Here is a 16,092-nt window from a genome sequence, read left to right on the forward strand (position 1 = left end):
AGAAATAGAGGAAAAGTAGTGCAGCGGACAACTTCCCTGACACAGGGGGCTTCGGTGATGCCTATGATAATGCGCTGGCTAAATGCGTCATCCATTCGGGGGCTTACGCGGCCCCACTGGGGCCACGGTCCCCCTCAAATCTTCAAAACCGAAGTCCTTTACAGCGATTGAAGGCAATCGCATGCCAGGCAATGCATCAACCAGATAGGGCCATGGAAATTGATGCGCGAAGTCGAATGGGAAACCCTGAAATGGCCTTACGGCGATGCAAGCATCGCCTACCGGCTAATAGGTCGACTGGTATTACAACCGCCGCCTTCTCGGCCCCATCGGATACATCACCCCCGCAGAAGCAGAGGAGGCGTTCTAGGCAAACCTGAACACACTCGATATGGTCGCCTAAATGCTGCACAAATCACCCTCCGGTAAACCCGGGCGGTTCAGGGTGCCGCTGGCCGCTACCCATTCACAGGCCGCCTGATGGCGGCCGTCACCCATGTCTGCACCATCGACTACGTCGCCAAAAGGCTGGGCGAGGATGTCGAGCTTCTTGGAGCGATCATCTCTAATGACGACAACCTGACTTATGGAAACATCGTCAGCGTTTACGTCGGACCCGACGAAACAATCACCGCACTGACCGATGACGGGATCGAAGAGCTGACGGACATGATCCGCGCCGCTCGTATCACCAACAAAACCTGGCATGAGTTCCTTGATGACTTCGTGGATGACACCGATCTCGTGGCGCGCATCAAAGCTAAATCGACGCGGTAACAATGGAGCGGTTACCTGGAACCGGATGCTCGAGTCGGGTGAGTTCGCCACCATCGCCGAGTTGGCCGAGCGCGAGAGGATCGCGCCGTCCTACATGATGCGTATCCTGCGGCTGACGCTGCTCGCGCCGGACTTAGTCGGGGCGATCCTCGACCGGAATCAGGGCCGCGAGGCGACGCTAGCAGATCTGTTAGAACCATTCCCCACCAGTTGGGCAATCCAGATGAAAGTGTTCGACTGACACCAAGTCTCCCTAACCTGCCGTTCGTGTAAAACCTGCCTAATGACGGTTTCCTGCCCGTAAGACAGGTTGCTTCGACGCCATAAGAGCTTCTTGCAGGGATGCCCAAGTTTACCGGATCATGCCGTATACCTGAGGTTATTTCAGCCGTCCCACTTCGTCGCCTATCTAAGGTTGAATCTGTCCCTCTGCGAAGAACAGCGCCAGCATGAGAAGGGAAACCGCGCCGATCCACGCGCCCGCGATGCGAAACGCGACGGGAACCCAATTCCAAGTGTATCTTTCTTGGATGAGCGTTGGGATCCCAGAGATAAGGAACAGGCCGATGTTCGCTCCGACGAAAGCCCCAAGTGTTGTTATCATCCTGTCCCGGATAGGACCCGGATCGGCAAGCGAGGCGACGCCCATATAAACGCCTCCGACAGCCGCAACGGCGACCACAGCTGGAAGAAGGCGGCCAGTCGCAAGGGCGGAAAGACTACAGGCGACAAATGCGATCGCGAACATCGCCATATCGAGTTGCCCAAAGAAACGGGTGGTCGTCATGCCGACGACCATAGCGACCGTAAAGACGCCCAGCGGCCACAATGCGCGCAACGGAAAGACACCAGCGATCATCAGTCCAAGCCCAAGCATAAGAAGCGCCTGTGGCGGAGTAGTGAACGGGTGAAGCAGACCGGTGTAGAAACCTTCGATTCCGGCGATCGGGCTGTGTGCATGGCCGGGGAAAGGCCAGACCGCAAGCGCGATCCAACCCAGCCTTCGTGCCGTCACAGTCAAGCTACGCCAGTAAGAAATGCAACCCCGGCAAGCGAGATCAATCCGCCTGCGCCTCGAATGGCTATCCGACCACCTGGCCGCTTAACCAGCAGCCCAAAGGCGATGCCGATAAGGTGGAGCAAACCGGTTGCAACGACGAACCCGATAGCGAAAGCGAAGGCGTTGGACGCGACAGGCAGTTCGGTCCCGTGGGCATAACCATGGAAGATAGCGAAGACCCCGACGAGCAAGGCGGATAGCCAGAGCGGTAGCTTTACAGCGAAGACTATCATCAGGCCGAGAACAATGGCCGACATCGCGATCCCGGTCTCGATTGCTGGCACCGGGATTCCGAGGATACCGATCACTGCGCCAAGGGCCATCACAAGAGGGAAAACGACGGGCAGCACCCAGATGGCGGGCGCCCCAAGGAAGGCTCCCCACAGACCTACGGCAACCATCGCTGCGACGTGATCCCAACCAAGAATCGGATGCGTGAAACCGCTGACGAGGCCGCCGCTGTAGCCCTCTCCTGTATGTGCAAATGACGGATCGGCAAGCATGGCGGTCGAAACAGCAATAAATATTGAGAATATAACTTTCGGGTGCAGCGTCATCGTATCTCCATAAATATCAAGAAAAAGTTGAGACAAGGCGCTCTGCTGTCCAGAATGCAGCAATTAATCCGATGCCATAGGCGGATGCAACAATTGCGCCGCGCGAGACTTTGACAATTCTGCTGAGCGCCGCGAGGGCTATCAGGGTTACCGCCACGAATAACAGCTGCCCAATTTCGACCCCGAGGTTGAAACTTAGCAGCGCCAAGGGGATATCCCCATGTGGCAGGCCAAGCTCTGACAACGCGCCGGCAAATCCAAATCCGTGCAGCAATCCGAACGCAAAGGCGACGATCCATGGGGCCTGGATGGTCAGACTGGTTCGCCCCCGTTCCTTGGCTATTATCTCGGCACCTACCAAAACGATACTGAAGGCAATCATGATCTCCACCGGACCCGAAGGCATGACGACCCAGCCCAAGGTGGCGAAGGTCAGGGTGATCGAATGGGCAAGCGTGAAGGCGGTAATCGTCTTGACCAAGACGCGCAGATTTTGGACGATCAGCATCAACGCTGCCACAAAGAGAAGGTGATCAAAGCCGAACAGAATGTGCTCGATTCCTTGACCAATGTAGAGTTTGGCGACCTTGAACCAACTTTGTTCGCCTTCGATCTTGATCCAGGGCTGCACAGGCCGGACAAAAGAGGTGTTGACCGTGCCGTCCTGGAATTTCACGCGGACCAGAACGTCAGTTATGGTCGCCTGAAGGCCAACAAAGGATATCTCCTGGCCGGGCAACCCATCCGGGGCTTCTATGATACTGCGCTCGATAATCGAGTCCGGCAACTGGCGTTCGGCTGGACCAGAGACAACATTTATTCCGTCAGAAAAGCGTAGCAGAACTGGCAGGCGCGCGCCTGCCAGAACCGGCGTGCGCCATAGCATAGTGAAGCGGCTTTCTGTGATTTGATCAATTTGCAGATATGCGGGCCGGACCTCATGGGCCGAACCTGCGGACGGTATGACCAAAAGAAGGCTGGCCATGGCCAGCACCAGCCAGATACCTGCTTGCCAAAATTGAAAGATCCGGGTCATTGCACGAGTGGTTGCGAAAATGCGTCTGCCACTTTGGGGTCCACCAACTCTCCGAAGTCTACCGACCCAAGAGGGACCACATCCACTGTGTAATGGGACCACATTTCCTCCAGCGCCGCACGTTTGATATCCTGATACTGATCATCGATCCATGCGGTTCTGATATCTGCTTCAGCCTCTTCGAACGCCGGAATACGGCCGGGTTTCAACGCCTCGATCCAGACCAGATGCCAGCCGTATCCCGATGGTACCGGGCCGCGCCAGCCACCGGGAGCGAGCGTGAAAAGCGCGGCAGAAAAGTCGGGGCCGAACTCTTTCAGAACGGCGTCTTGCGTTATGTCGCTGTAATAGGGGCGCAACAGATAGGAATTGGTTAGCGACGCGACCTCTGGCGAGGTGGCGGGCTTTCCGGCAAGCGTATCGAGCGCTGCCACCGCAACATCGCGCGTGGTGGCACCATATTGATCGGGTGAAAAATACAGTTGCCGGAAGGTTACGCGCCGAGGTTGGGCAAAGCGATCAGCATTCTGCGAGAACCATCCCATTAGCGTTGCCTTGTCCGGCTCTTGCAAGGCCGCAATATCGGCCGCGAGGAAATCCATCTTCTGTACGATCCTGCGTTTGATGATCTCGTCATTGCGGTCGAGGCCGAGGGCCAGCCCTTCACGAAAAAGCACTTCGTCAGCGATCTTCTGATCGATCAGGCGTTGCAACTGCTCGGGCGTCAGAGGCGAACGCCCCTGTGCCATCCAAGCGATGACAATCTGACGAATGTCATCTGCATTGATTTCAATTGTCTCGTTGCTGGCAGCCTCATCGGGTGCCTTGTCGAGAAGCCAGTACGACCCAAAGACAAAGGCACCTACGACGAAGAAGTGAAACAGAGGCTCTGCCAGCAGTCGGCGCAAGCGGGCCGGTGAACAGCTATCGTGCATTGCTGCCTGCATCACTTTGATTTGGCCGCGTCATCTGTGAGGCATCCCATCGGCACTTTTCCTGGCAGATTGCACTCATTGCGCCACTTCCACCAGTTCGTAGTTGGCATGACCAAACTCGTTGCTGCGGGCCGCTATATACTTATCGCCCGTGTGATAGACTGTAAGATCATAGGATGTGCCGTCAATTGTCGTCACAATATGCCCGTCCTTGATCGAATAGCTTGCAGATGTGCCAGTCAGGCCGTTGTGCATGACAGACAGTATCTCGCCGCCTTTCGGTAAATCGCCATTCATCTCGGTGATGATACGCTTGCCGTCCATGCCAAACAGCACGTTCGAAGTCTGGCCCGTTACAGTGTTGCGCACCGTAAGGTTCTTGCCCAGAACAAGCGCTTTCAGTTCATCATCCCCAATCGCTGTTGCATTGTCGTGAAGCAGGTCGGCAACGGTCAGACCGGACTCAGCCTTGGCGGCCTGGGCCTCTGTCGGGGTGTACCAGATCGGAGTGCCCCAAGCGCGTTCCTGGATTGTTGCATCAACTCCACCGGGCGGAAGAATGCCAAGCGTGGCAGAGTCATATGTGCTCCACCGGGGCGTCGGGATCTGAAGCACGCGGGCGTAGTAGAACGCATCCTGGCTTTCATCAAAGTCCGGATCCGTCCAGACGGCCTTAAGCTCTACCGACCCGATATCGTTGGTGTAGGTCGCCTTGGTAACATCGACAGTGTTTCCGACTGGAGGCAGGTTACCGGTTACAGAGTCAGCAACGCGCGCATCGTCCCACGCGACATCATAGATCTTTTCAAAGATCTGGCCGTCCTTGGTCCAGCCCTTGATGATCTGGATGCGATCAAGGTTGCCGTCGCTGGGGTCCTTGACAGCCCATACGATAAAGGATGGCGACTTGCCTTCCGTGGGCACAAGATCGCCACCCATGGGAACGCCGCTGGCGTAGGCGGCTTTTGCCCAATCTTCCTGCGACAGGATGCTCTCGTCATAATCCCATCCGCCGAACATGCGCAGCTTGATACGCACACCGCTGGTGCCATAGACTTCGCGGCGTTGCATCGCGGCAAAGATGGATTCACGGGTGTTTTCTTCTGACCAGACCGCAGTGATTCCCGACGTACCGGTTTTCAGGATATCCATGCCGGAGGCGACAGTGCCAGACAGCCGCTTTTCAGGCGTCGCGTCGACTTCGCCATGGTCGCCAAAGTAGTTCGACTGCGCATAGGACGTGACCGTATTATGCGAGTCTCCAGCGCCTACAACGCCAAACTTATAGGGATTATACCCGTTTGCAGCCTGCAGTGCCAAACCGTTCTGATAAGCTTCGCGGATATAGCTGCCGCTGATCTTTGAAAAACTGTTATCAAGGCCAATCAGGTAGTTCATGATCTCGAAATTGGCGAATTCATCGTTCGGTGACAGATCGGGATGGGTTTAGGATGCGCCCTTGACCTGCTTGATCTCTGACAGTGGTTCGTTGAGCATCCGCTGCTGCGCTCAGGCAGCGTCAATCGGTTTGCCTTTGCTGTCGACGTCAATCGGAAACATGATGCCATTGGACAGATTGGCGTTATGTGAAATCGCCAGCGCCTCGTTTCCAAGCTTGCGCTGTTCGTCCATCCAGTTCCACAGATCCTCGGGGTGGTCGGACTGAAGGGCGGTGTACGGCGCATCCGGCACTTTTGTGCAGTCTTTGAAGAACACGTTGCGGTGCATGTTCTGGTTCTGGGGCATGGATGTCCATTCATAGGAACAGAATGTCGTGAATTTGCCGGGGTCGTTGTATTTTTCTGCGATGGAAACGTTGCTCGACCAGACGGTGTTCGTGATCTTGGGATCAAGCAATTCCTTGATAGGTTTGCCCGTAGCGATGCTGCCTGCCATCCACTGGAATATGTTGACCACTGTGTTGTCCTTTGAAACGCGCAGCTTTTCAGCGACTGGCAGTTTGCTGATCGGCGATGTGGGATCATTCGCCATGCCTACGACCCCCACATATTCCGCGTGATCGGTGACCCCCTGAAAATCCAGAGGTGTCTTGATCTGCACGTCATAGCCCGCCGGATGCTTGATGACTTTCCCGGTGGAGTACTGATAGGCCTCTGCGGGACCGGTCACGGTATTGCCAATGATATAGGCATCAAGCGACCAGCTGGTGTGCTGGTGGGTTTGCCCGAAATACACGTTTCGGTCCTGAGCATGTCCCTGACTGACCAGCAGGATCGAAGCAGCGGAAGCCGTCAAAGCGAGCGTTGAACTGAAAGGGCGCATGTAAGGGTCCTTGCGTTGAGGCGTTTTTCAACCTGTTGAAATATCTGCGATTTTCTACTCCACCAAAGTCGTAGAGGCGCGTTGACGCGACGAATCGTCTCGGCTTTCCCCGATTATTACATCACAAGCGCCCAGTGTAAGCGGCGGTGCAAAAATAGACCACGGGAGCGGCGGGATGATCTCGCTGCGGGCGGAGTAAAACTCTGCCACTTTGGCTCTTTCTGGCGACAGGGAGGGCGGGGGTATTTTCACCGTGGATTTATATCGGAAGGTTCGTTTGGCCTGCGCAGAAGGCATGAGTGAGCGCGAGGCGGCACGGCAGTTTGGGATTTCTCGCGAGAGCGTGAGGAGTTGGGAGGATCAGCAAACGATCCGGGGGATCGTTTGGCATCGCCGCACATCAAGCGGAAGATCATAGTACGGCATTGCGAGAATGGACGCCGCTTGCGGAACAAGGTGACGCATTGGCGCAGCATAATCTCGGCATCATTTATGCGAACGGCCTAGGAGTTCCGCAGGACCATGCCGAGGCGGTGAAGTGGTACCGGCTGGCGGCTGATCAAGGTTACGCATCGGCGCAGAATAACCTCGGCCTCACATATGAGAGCGGTTTGGGCGTGCCGCAGGACTATATCGCTGCGCACATATGGTACAATATCGCTGGGTCAAATGGCAGTGCAAAAGCGATTTCTAATAGAGACAGAGTTTTAGCTATGATGCAGCCCGTTGATATTTCCGAAGCCCAGCGGCGCGCAAAAGTGTGCCTAGCGTCGAACTATACCGACTGCGACTGACTATCGGTTGTGGTTTGGGCGCTGAAGATGCCAGCCACGACATCATGGAGGGGATTACCCTGCCTCATTCGCAAAACCACGATTCAGAGGATTTGGCGCAGGAGAGATGGACTGCCGAACTCTGAAAGCTTAGTAGTCTGCACAAGCATTTTCCCTATGTGGGGTGCTATGAGGGGTAAATCGAAATTTATGTCATTTTATTATATGATTTCAATGATGATTGGCGGAAGGGGTGGGATTCGAACCCACGGATGCTCTCACATCGGCGGTTTTCAAGACCGCTGCAATCGACCACTCTGCCACCCTTCCACAATACTCCCGACCAGGTTTTCAAGACCCGAGCCTTGATCCCCCGGTCACCCATCCGGTGTTGGCCTTCGAGATTGGGGGCTCAGCCCCTCGCTCGTGCCTTCACCACCGTTCCGAACTGGCGCACCTGCCGCGGTGCGTCGGTTACGGTTAGACCCAGACCAGATCGGATCTTTTACACCCACACTTTGCTTGATCATCCAGCGCAACCCAAAGATCAAGTCCCCGGTGACCGTTCGAAAGGTGATTTTAACACCCCTCGGCCGTCTGTCCGGTTCGGGCGCACCCTAGCGAGGCGCGGTGGCAAACTCAAGGCGTCCGCACCCGCCAAAGTGCACAATCGAAACAATATTCTGGTATGTCCCTAGGGGTCTTTATGGCATTTGGGCTTCTTCTTGCAAGAAACGCTCCACATCCAATGCCGCCATGCATCCCATACCTGCCGAAGTGACCGCCTGGCGGTAGACGTGATCCGTCAGATCACCGGCAGCAAAAACGCCCGAAACCGAGGTTGCGGTCGTGCCGGGATGTACTTTGACATAGCCGCCCAAATGCAGATCCAACTGATCCTTGACCAATTCGGACGCGGGGGCGTGACCGATCGCCACAAAGAACCCGGCGCAGGGAATTTCAATGATTGCGCCTGTCTTGACGTGCTTGGCCCGCACGCCAGTGACACCCAAGGGGGATTCGGTTCCCAACACTTCTTCAATGCCATGATCCCACAGGACCTGAACCTTGGAATTTTTGAATAGCCGGTCTTGCATGATTTTTTCGGCCCGCAGGCTATCGCGGCGATGAATCAGCGTCACTTTCGACGCAAAATTGGTCAAAAACAACGCCTCTTCCACGGCGGTGTTTCCACCGCCGACCACAACGATTTCCTTGCCCCGGTAAAAAAATCCGTCACAGGTGGCGCAGGCGGAAACGCCAAAGCCCTTGAACTTTTCTTCCGATGGCAGGCCCAGCCAACGCGCTTGCGCCCCGGTGGCCAGAATCACGGCATCGGCCGTATAGGTTGTGCCACTGTCCCCTAGTGCGGTGAACGGCCGTTTCAAGAGATCCAGCGATGAAATATGGTCTCCGATCACCTCAGCCCCCACCGCTTTGGCGTGTTCTTCCATCCTCACCATCAGGTCAGGCCCCTGCACATGGATATCGCCGGGCCAGTTTTCGACCTCGGTAGTGATTGTCAACTGGCCGCCGGGCTGGATGCCCTGCACCAAAATCGGATTCAACATGGCGCGCGCGGAATAGACCGCGGCCGTATAGCCGGCCGGCCCCGAGCCGATGATCAGAACCTTTGTATGACGCGTCTCGCCCATGAAAATCTCCTTTATGTCACGCAAGGATATAGCCATGACTGCGCGCGCGTAAAACCCCCAACACGTCGCAGCCGATTGCGCTTGCACTTGCTTTGGCGAAATATTATTGCGCAATCTTCGCTCACGCGATACGTTCCGTAAAATCTTCGGAGGATGACATGGCGACCAACAAGCTTGATGAAATCGACAGGAAGATCCTGGCCGAACTTCAGGCGGATGGGCGTATGACCAATGTCGAACTGGCCAAACGCGTCGGGATTTCTGCGCCACCCTGTTTGCGCCGGGTACGCACATTGGAAGAGGCAGGTTTCATCCGCGGCTATCATGCCGACGTAAACCCCCGCGAATTGGGTTTTGAGGTGCAGGTGTTTGCAATGGTGCGGCTGCACAGCCAGGCAGAATCTGACCTTTCCGCCTTTGAGGCGCGTTGCCGGGCCTGGCCGCTTGTCCGTGAATGTCACATGCTTAACGGGGAAATCGACTTCATCTTGAAATGCGTGGCGCCGGACCTATCGACGTTCCAGAATTTTCTGACCGAAGGGCTGACCTCGGCCAAGAATGTGGCCTCGGTCAAAACCAGCCTCGTGATCCGCTGCGCCAAGGACGACCCCGGCGTTCCCTTTGACGTCATGGAGGCGCGGCTCTCGAAACTCGCCTGAGGTTTCGCCTGCGGCGCTTTTGGGCCTTTGCCCGATGGCCGGGCCGGCCAATTTCCGGCAAGGCATCGCCCATCCGCCCGATAGAGGCTTTCAGTGACGGGTTGCGCGGGTTATCACCGAAAAAACTATCGGAGATTTCAATGCATACCCTGACCCGCCGGGCCACAATTATGCTGATGTTGTCCACGGTTGCGGCCTGTGGCACCCCCTCGGACGCTGACCGAAGGCATCGGCGGGGCGGTGGCGCGCTGCATCCGGGCGAAACGCCCGAGCTGCGGTCCCTGATCAATACCTACGCCGACCGCTATGACGTGCCGCGCCCCTTGGTACACCGGATCGTTCAGCGTGAAAGCCGGTATGTGGCGGGGGCACGCAACGGGCCCTATTACGGCCTGATGCAGATTCTACCGCAAACCGCACGGACAATGGGCTTTCGCGGCAAACCCTCGGATCTGCTCGATGCGGAAACGAACCTCAAATACGGGGTGAAATATCTGCGCGGGGCATGGATGTGCGCCGATGGCAGCTATGACCGGGCCGTGATGTGGTATTCCAAAGGCTATTATTATGAGGCCAAACGGCGCGGCATCCTGCGCGAAACCGGATTGAAGGGCTAGGCGGCAATCCAAAGATTGCCGCTTAGCCCCCGGCGTCTCAGGCCAGCTCAGACAACTTGACCGTGCGCGCCTCGGCCACCGATTTCAGCGCGGCTTCGGCCAGCAGCAACCCCGCAAGACCGTCTTCCCCCGAGGGGCTGGGCGCATCCCCCGACGCCAGCGCCGCGATAAAGCTGGCGATTTCGGCCGAATAGGCCTCGGTGTAGCGGGTCATGAAGAAATCATGCAGCGGCGGGCGGGTATAGCCCTGCGCGGTCGCCACCTCGATCGACACGGGGCGCTGGTTTTCGGCGGCCACCGCGCCCAAGGACCCATGCACCTCGATCCGCTGATCATAGCCATAGGTTGCGCGACGCGAATTGGTGATGACCGCCTGTTTGCCCGATGCCGTGGTCAGGATCACGTTCACACTGTCATAATCGCCCAGCTCGGCCAATTTCGGGTCAACCAGCACGCTGGCGGTGGCGGTCACGGTTGCCACCTCTTCGCCCAGCAAAAAACGTGCCATGTCAAAATCGTGGATCGTCATGTCGCGGAAGATCCCGCCCGAACGGGGAATATACTCCAGATGCGGCAGGCCCGGATCGCGGCTGATGATGGTGACCATTTCCACCGCCCCAATCGTGCCCTTGTCGATCTCGGCCTTGACGGCGCGAAAATGCGGATCGAACCGGCGGTTGAACCCCACCATCAGCGCACCCTTTTCAGCGCGCACCACCGCCAGACATTCCTTGACGCGCGCAAGGGCAAGGTCGATCGGCTTTTCGCAAAACACCGCCTTGCCGGCGCGCACGAAACGCTCGATCAGGTCGGCGTGGGTATCGGTCGGGGTGCAGATGACCACCGCGTCAATGTCATCCGCCGCCTCGATTGCCTCGATCGAGCGCACATCACAGCCGTATTGCGCGGCAATCGCCTCGGCGGCGGGGGCCATCGCATCGGCCACGGCCACCAGCCGCGCCTGCGCATCACCCGTCAGCGCCGTTGCATGCACCTTGCCAATACGCCCTGCTCCAAGCAGCCCAAATCTGACAGTCATTTCACCCTCATTTGCAAAGCTCAGGCGGATAAGACCGCCAATTGATCGGCAACCGCGCGGGAGCCGCGATCATCGGTTGATCATAAACACCGCGCGGCGAAAAGGTGAACCCCGAAATGCGGCCCCCGTGACGGCGGCGCCACGCCCAAGTGCGGCCGTCAATCGCGGGCGCGCAGAACCTGCGCCGGCCGCGCGGCCAGGGGGCGCAGCGCAAACAGCAGCCCCGCCCCCAACGAGGCCAGAACCCCGCCAATCACAATCGCCAACGCGGCAAACGGGGCGAAATGGAATTCCGACTCCATCACCAATGTCAGCACCACCCACCCCGCTGCCGCCCCAAAGCCCACCGCAATCAGCCCGGCCGCAGCCCCCATCAGCCCCGCCCGCAACGCAAAAGACGCCAGAATGGTGCCCCGCGTCGCGCCCAGCACCTTCAGTAGCGCCGCCTCCCAGGCGCGGGCGTGCTCTCCGGCGGCGGCGGCCCCGATCAGCACCACAAAGCCGGTCAGCAGCGTCGCCCCCGCCGCCAGTGCCGTTGCGCGGGCAATCGCGCCTAGGGCTTCGGTCACGCGGTCGATGGCATCGCGCACGCGGATCGCGGTGATATGGGGGTAGGCCCCGGCCAGATCGCGCAGGATCGCGGCCTCCGCCTCGGGCGGGGCGTAGACGGTGGCAATATGGGTATGCGGCGCGCCTTGCAGCGCGGCAGGGTTCAGCGTCATCACAAAGCCGATCCCGGCGGTTGAAAAATCAACCTCGCGAAGGCTGGTGATGGTGGCGTCAATGTCGCGGCCCAGGATGTTCACGGTGATCTGGTCGCCCAGTTTCAGGCCCAACTCCTCTGCCTCTTTCGCCGCAAAGCTGACCTGCGGCGGGCCCGCGTAGCCCTGTGGCCACCATGCGCCTGCCACGATCTTTGTGTTTTCCGGCGGCTCGGCTGCATAGGTGATCCCCCGGTCGCCGCGCACAACCCAGTGATCCCCGGCCACATCACGGGCGTTTTTGCCGTTGATCCGGGTCAGGACGCCGCGCAGCATCGGCGCGGTCTGCACCTTGGTCACGTCGGGATTTGCGGCCAGACGGGCCAAGAAGCCGTCGATCTGGTCATTCTGGATATCGACGATGAAATACGCGGGCGCGACCTTTGGCAGGTCGCGGTCAATCGCGCCGCGCAGCCCCGCGTCGATCTGCCCGACTGCGGCCAGCACCGAAAGCCCCAGCCCCAGCGACAAGATCACCGCCCCCGCCTCGGACCGGGGTCCGCCAACCGCCGCCATTGCAGCGCGCAGCGCAGGCCGCCCGCGCAAAAGGTTCGTGCGCGCCAGCGCGCGGGCGCCGCGCCATAGCAGCCCCGCCATCACCGCCAGCACCAGCAGCGCCACCGCGATCCCCCCCAGCGTGCCCAAAGCCAGTTCCGGCACGCCCGAAAACCACACCGCCGCCGCCACCAACGCGGCCAGCAATAGCGCGGTCACCACCCCGGTTCCCGCGCCCGGCCACGCACGCCGCCCCGGCCCGATATCGCGGTAAAGTGCGGCCGTTCGCACCCCCGCCATCCGCGAAAGCGGCCATAGCGTGAAGATCGCAGAGACCAGAACCCCGTAAATCGCCGCCTCGGCCAAGGCGGCGGGGGCAAACCCCACCTTTACCGCAAAGGGCATCTGCGCCGCGATTAGCTCCTCGGCCAGTTTCGGAACCCCGGCGCCCAGCACCAACCCCAAACCGACGCCAATCACCGTCAGCACCGCCAACTGAATCAAGAACACCGCCCGGATCAGGCCACTGGTTGCCCCCAGCGCCTTCAGCGTGGCGATGGTTTCGACCTTGCGCTCCATCCAGGCGCGCACGGCGGCGGAAATACCCACGCCGCCAACCGCCAGACCCGCCAACCCCACCAGCACCAGAAACGAGCCTATACGTTCCACGAACCGCTCGGCCCCCGGTGCGGCGCGGCGGCTGTCTTGCCAGCGCATTCCGGCACCCTTGAACGCGCGCTTGGCCTTGGCCTTCAGCGCCGCCAGATCGGTGCCGGGGGGCAGCCGCAGCCGGTAGGCGGCTTCATAAAGCGACCCCGGCCCCAGCAAACCCGCCCCCTCCAGCGCCGTGCGCCGCACGATGGAGCGGGGACCAAGGCCAAAGCCACCGGTGGCACTGTCAGGTTCGCGCGTCAGACGCGCCGTCAGGGTGAATTCGGCCAGACCCAGCCGGAACCTGTCGCCAATGGCCAGCCCAAGGCGGTCTGCCAGAACCGGGTCCATCACCGCACCCGGCACACCGTTCACCGGGGCCAGCGCCGCGGCCAGCGTCATCTGCGGCGCAAGGCCAACCGTGCCAACCAGCGGATAGGCATCATCCACCGCCTTGACCTGCGTCAGCGCGCGTTCGGCCGTATCGCCGGTTCCGACAACCACCATTGATCGAAAATCGACAATCTCGGATACCGCCTCGGCCTCGGCCGCCATCCAATCCCGCTCGGGTTCGGTTGCATTGCGGTAGGTGAATTCAAGCTGCGCATCGCCGCCTAAAAGGACCGTGCCCTGTTCGGTCAACCCGCCCTCGATCGCGGCGCGCAGCGTGCCAACCCCGGCAATCGCGCCCACCCCAAGGATCAGGCACAGCAAAAACACCCGAAATCCGGCAATCCCGCCACGCAGTTCGCGCCGGGCAATACGTCCCGCAAGGCTCATGCGGGCACCTCATCCAGCAAGACGCCATCGGCCAGCCGCAAAATCCGGTCGCAGCGCGCCGCCAGTTCCGGCGCGTGGGTGACAAGGATCAGCGTCGCCCCATGGCGGTCACGCAGGCCAAACAGCAGATCCATGATCGCCGTCCCATTGGCGGCATCAAGATTGCCGGTCGGCTCATCCGCCAAAAACAGCGCCGGGCGCGGTGCGGCAGCCCGCGCAAGCGCCACGCGCTGCTGTTCGCCGCCCGACAGTTCTGCCGGGTAATGGCCAGCGCGGGCGGCAAGGCCCACGGCGGCCAATTCATCAGCCGCACGCCCAAAGGCATCTGCAACCCCGGCCAGTTCCAGCGGCAGGGCCACATTTTCAAGCGCGGTCATCATTGGAATAAGGTGGAAGGATTGAAACACAATCCCCATATTGCCTCTGCGGAACCGCGCCAGCGCATCTTCGGACATCACCGAAAGATCCTGACCCAGTGCCGTCACAGACCCCGCGCTGGCCCGTTCCAGCCCGCCCATCAGCATGAGGAGCGACGATTTGCCCGACCCAGAAGGCCCCGTCAGCCCGACACTTTCGCCACGCTCAACCGCCAGGGTGATGCCGCGCAGCACCTCGACCGGGCCGGCATTGCCTGCCAGCGTCAACCGCGCGTCCTTCATTGCCAAAACGGTATCCATTGCCCCTGCCCCCAACTTCCGTGCCTCAGGGGCATATGGCCTCAGGGGCGCGGTTCGCAACCTTCTGGCAGCAACAATTCTTGTTATGTGTCCCGTACTTGCCACTGATGCGCAGGCAAAGACGCTGGAGCTGGTAGCACTGGGCGACAGCCTGACGCAGGGGTATGGGCTGGCCCCCGACGACGGGTTGGTGGCGCAACTGCAACGCTGGCTTCTGGCCCATGGCGCGGATGTGACGGTGATCAACGCCGGTGTTTCGGGCGACACCACGGCAGGCGGTCGGGCGCGGCTGGACTGGTCGCTAAGCGATCAGACCGATGCGCTGATGATCGCGCTGGGGGGAAATGATCTGCTGCGCGGTCTGCCCCCCGAAGAAGCCCGCGCCAATCTGGATGCGATGCTGAGCACGGCAAACGCGCGCAATCTGCCGGTGCTGCTGATCGGCCTTCCGGCCCCCGGCAACTATGGGCCGGACTACAAGGCCGCGTTCGACGCGCTCTGGCCAGAGCTTGCGGCGAAACATGGCGCGCTGCTGGTCACGAATCTGCTGGCCCCGATCACGGACCTGCCGCCCAAGGCCCGTGCCGCGCAAGCCCTGATGCAAGAAGACGGCATCCACCCCGCGCCTGACGGTGTGGCGCTGATTGTCGACCATCTTGGCCCAACTGTGCTGGAACTGCTTGCGCAGGTGCCGCCCCGGTAACAGCGCGGCGAACGGTGCCAAGCCTCACCCCTGCGGGTCGATCAGCCGGCCATATTCCTGAATTGCGAAACGATCCGTCATTCCGGCGACATAATCCAGCACGACACGGGCCAATTCTGTGCGCGAATTATCAGACTGGCGCGCTTTGGAGATATCGCCATGCCAATCTTCTGGCAGCAATTCGGGCTGATCCAGAAACAGCGGAAACAGCGCGTTGACCATGCCCGTAACCCGCTGGCGTTCCTCAACGACCGAAGGCGCACGATACATCCGTGTGAACAAGAACCCCTTGATTGCCTTGAGGTTTTGATAAAGCGGTTTTGAAAACCGGATGATCGGCCCCTCCATCCCGCGAATATCGTCAACCGTTTCAGGCCGCAGGGCTGACAGCCGGTTTTCGGCCACCGCGATCACATCCTCGACCATCACGCCAAACACCCGGCGCAGCGCCTCATGTCTGCGGCGCATCGGCTCAAGATCCGGGTGCATCCGGTCAACTGCCTCAAAACATTCGGAAATCACGGGAAGCGCGCATAGATCATCTTCGCTGAACAGCCCCGCGCGCAACCCGTCATGCAAATCGTGGTGGTTATAGGCCACATCATCGGCCACCGCCGCCACCTGCGCCTCGGCG

General features: G+C 59.7%; 15 protein-coding genes, 1 tRNA gene and 2 pseudogenes. 7 read left to right on the top strand and 11 right to left on the bottom strand.

Annotated elements, in window-relative coordinates; translation table 11 throughout:
- The first annotated feature begins 480 nt into the window (after positions 1 to 480).
- Together ACM62R_RS10775 and ACM62R_RS10780 are read left to right on the top strand one after the other, a co-directional pair.
- Positions 481 to 777, top strand: a complete 297-nt coding sequence (locus tag ACM62R_RS10775; RefSeq protein WP_415184062.1) for a hypothetical protein — start codon at positions 481 to 483, stop codon at positions 775 to 777.
- A 25-nt stretch (positions 778 to 802) separates the two neighbouring features.
- Positions 803 to 1,018, top strand: a complete 216-nt coding sequence (locus tag ACM62R_RS10780; RefSeq protein ID WP_415184063.1) for a hypothetical protein — start codon at positions 803 to 805, stop codon at positions 1,016 to 1,018.
- Positions 1,019 to 1,186: 168 nt separating this feature from the next.
- On the opposite strand, the gene ACM62R_RS10785 is transcribed toward ACM62R_RS10780, so the two are convergent.
- The 5 genes and pseudogenes from ACM62R_RS10785 to ACM62R_RS10805 form a co-directional block, all read right to left on the bottom strand.
- Positions 1,187 to 1,798, bottom strand: coding sequence for a hypothetical protein (locus ACM62R_RS10785; protein WP_415184064.1), 612 nt, complete (start codon positions 1,796 to 1,798; stop codon positions 1,187 to 1,189).
- Positions 1,795 to 2,394 (bottom strand): HupE/UreJ family protein, encoded by a 600-nt coding sequence (locus ACM62R_RS10790; protein ID WP_415184065.1) that lies wholly within the window; start codon positions 2,392 to 2,394, stop codon positions 1,795 to 1,797. The genes ACM62R_RS10785 and ACM62R_RS10790 overlap by 4 nt, the downstream gene beginning before the upstream one ends.
- 16 nt (positions 2,395 to 2,410) lie before the next feature.
- Positions 2,411 to 3,430 (bottom strand): HupE/UreJ family protein, encoded by a 1,020-nt coding sequence (locus tag ACM62R_RS10795; protein ID WP_415184066.1) that lies wholly within the window; start codon positions 3,428 to 3,430, stop codon positions 2,411 to 2,413.
- Entirely contained in the window at positions 3,427 to 4,377 is a 951-nt protein-coding gene (locus tag ACM62R_RS10800; protein WP_415184067.1) for a peptidyl-prolyl cis-trans isomerase, read from the bottom strand. The genes ACM62R_RS10795 and ACM62R_RS10800 overlap by 4 nt, the downstream gene beginning before the upstream one ends.
- 63 nt (positions 4,378 to 4,440) lie before the next feature.
- Positions 4,441 to 6,648, bottom strand: a pseudogene (locus ACM62R_RS10805) (DUF3604 domain-containing protein).
- Between the two features lie 253 nt (positions 6,649 to 6,901).
- Here ACM62R_RS10805 and ACM62R_RS10810 point away from each other — a divergent pair.
- Both ACM62R_RS10810 and ACM62R_RS10815 read left to right on the top strand, forming a co-directional pair.
- The gene (locus tag ACM62R_RS10810) at positions 6,902 to 7,066 is read left to right on the top strand and encodes a helix-turn-helix domain-containing protein (RefSeq protein WP_415184068.1); all 165 of its coding nucleotides are present in this window, start codon (positions 6,902 to 6,904) and stop codon (positions 7,064 to 7,066) included.
- A gap of 46 nt (positions 7,067 to 7,112) precedes the next feature.
- Positions 7,113 to 7,442, top strand: coding sequence for a tetratricopeptide repeat protein (locus tag ACM62R_RS10815; RefSeq protein ID WP_415184069.1), 330 nt, complete (start codon positions 7,113 to 7,115; stop codon positions 7,440 to 7,442).
- 221 nt (positions 7,443 to 7,663) lie between these two features.
- Here the strand turns inward: ACM62R_RS10815 and ACM62R_RS10820 are convergent.
- Positions 7,664 to 7,751, bottom strand: a tRNA-Ser gene (locus tag ACM62R_RS10820).
- Between the two features lie 374 nt (positions 7,752 to 8,125).
- Positions 8,126 to 9,076, bottom strand: coding sequence for a thioredoxin-disulfide reductase (trxB, locus tag ACM62R_RS10825; RefSeq protein ID WP_415184070.1), 951 nt, complete (start codon positions 9,074 to 9,076; stop codon positions 8,126 to 8,128).
- Positions 9,077 to 9,234: 158 nt separating this feature from the next.
- Between trxB and ACM62R_RS10830 the strand changes: the two genes are divergently transcribed.
- Together ACM62R_RS10830 and ACM62R_RS10835 are read left to right on the top strand one after the other, a co-directional pair.
- A complete protein-coding gene (locus ACM62R_RS10830) occupies positions 9,235 to 9,735 on the top strand; it encodes an Lrp/AsnC family transcriptional regulator (protein ID WP_415184071.1) in 501 nt (166 codons plus the stop codon).
- A gap of 140 nt (positions 9,736 to 9,875) precedes the next feature.
- The gene (locus tag ACM62R_RS10835) at positions 9,876 to 10,352 is read left to right on the top strand and encodes a transglycosylase SLT domain-containing protein (RefSeq protein ID WP_415184072.1); all 477 of its coding nucleotides are present in this window, start codon (positions 9,876 to 9,878) and stop codon (positions 10,350 to 10,352) included.
- Positions 10,353 to 10,389: 37 nt separating this feature from the next.
- On the opposite strand, the gene iolG is transcribed toward ACM62R_RS10835, so the two are convergent.
- From iolG to ACM62R_RS10850, 3 genes are all read right to left on the bottom strand, one after another.
- The gene (iolG, locus tag ACM62R_RS10840) at positions 10,390 to 11,391 is read right to left on the bottom strand and encodes an inositol 2-dehydrogenase (RefSeq protein ID WP_415184073.1); all 1,002 of its coding nucleotides are present in this window, start codon (positions 11,389 to 11,391) and stop codon (positions 10,390 to 10,392) included.
- Positions 11,392 to 11,549: 158 nt separating this feature from the next.
- Positions 11,550 to 14,078 carry an ABC transporter permease gene (locus ACM62R_RS10845; RefSeq protein ID WP_415184074.1) on the bottom strand — a complete coding sequence of 843 codons (2,529 nt, stop codon included), beginning with the start codon at positions 14,076 to 14,078 and terminating at the stop codon, positions 11,550 to 11,552.
- Positions 14,075 to 14,755 (bottom strand): ABC transporter ATP-binding protein, encoded by a 681-nt coding sequence (locus ACM62R_RS10850; protein ID WP_415184075.1) that lies wholly within the window; start codon positions 14,753 to 14,755, stop codon positions 14,075 to 14,077. Before ACM62R_RS10850 ends, ACM62R_RS10845 begins: the two co-directional genes overlap by 4 nt.
- Positions 14,756 to 14,840: 85 nt before the next feature.
- Between ACM62R_RS10850 and ACM62R_RS10855 the strand changes: the two genes are divergently transcribed.
- Positions 14,841 to 15,458, top strand: a complete 618-nt coding sequence (locus tag ACM62R_RS10855) for an arylesterase (RefSeq protein WP_415184076.1) — start codon at positions 14,841 to 14,843, stop codon at positions 15,456 to 15,458.
- 24 nt (positions 15,459 to 15,482) lie between these two features.
- Here ACM62R_RS10855 and ACM62R_RS10860 read toward each other — a convergent pair.
- Positions 15,483 to 16,092, bottom strand: a pseudogene (locus ACM62R_RS10860) (deoxyguanosinetriphosphate triphosphohydrolase); the annotation flags it as partial.

Origin of the sequence: Phaeovulum sp., assembly GCF_047638075.1 — a bacterium.
Lineage (GTDB): Bacteria > Pseudomonadota > Alphaproteobacteria > Rhodobacterales > Rhodobacteraceae > UBA6197.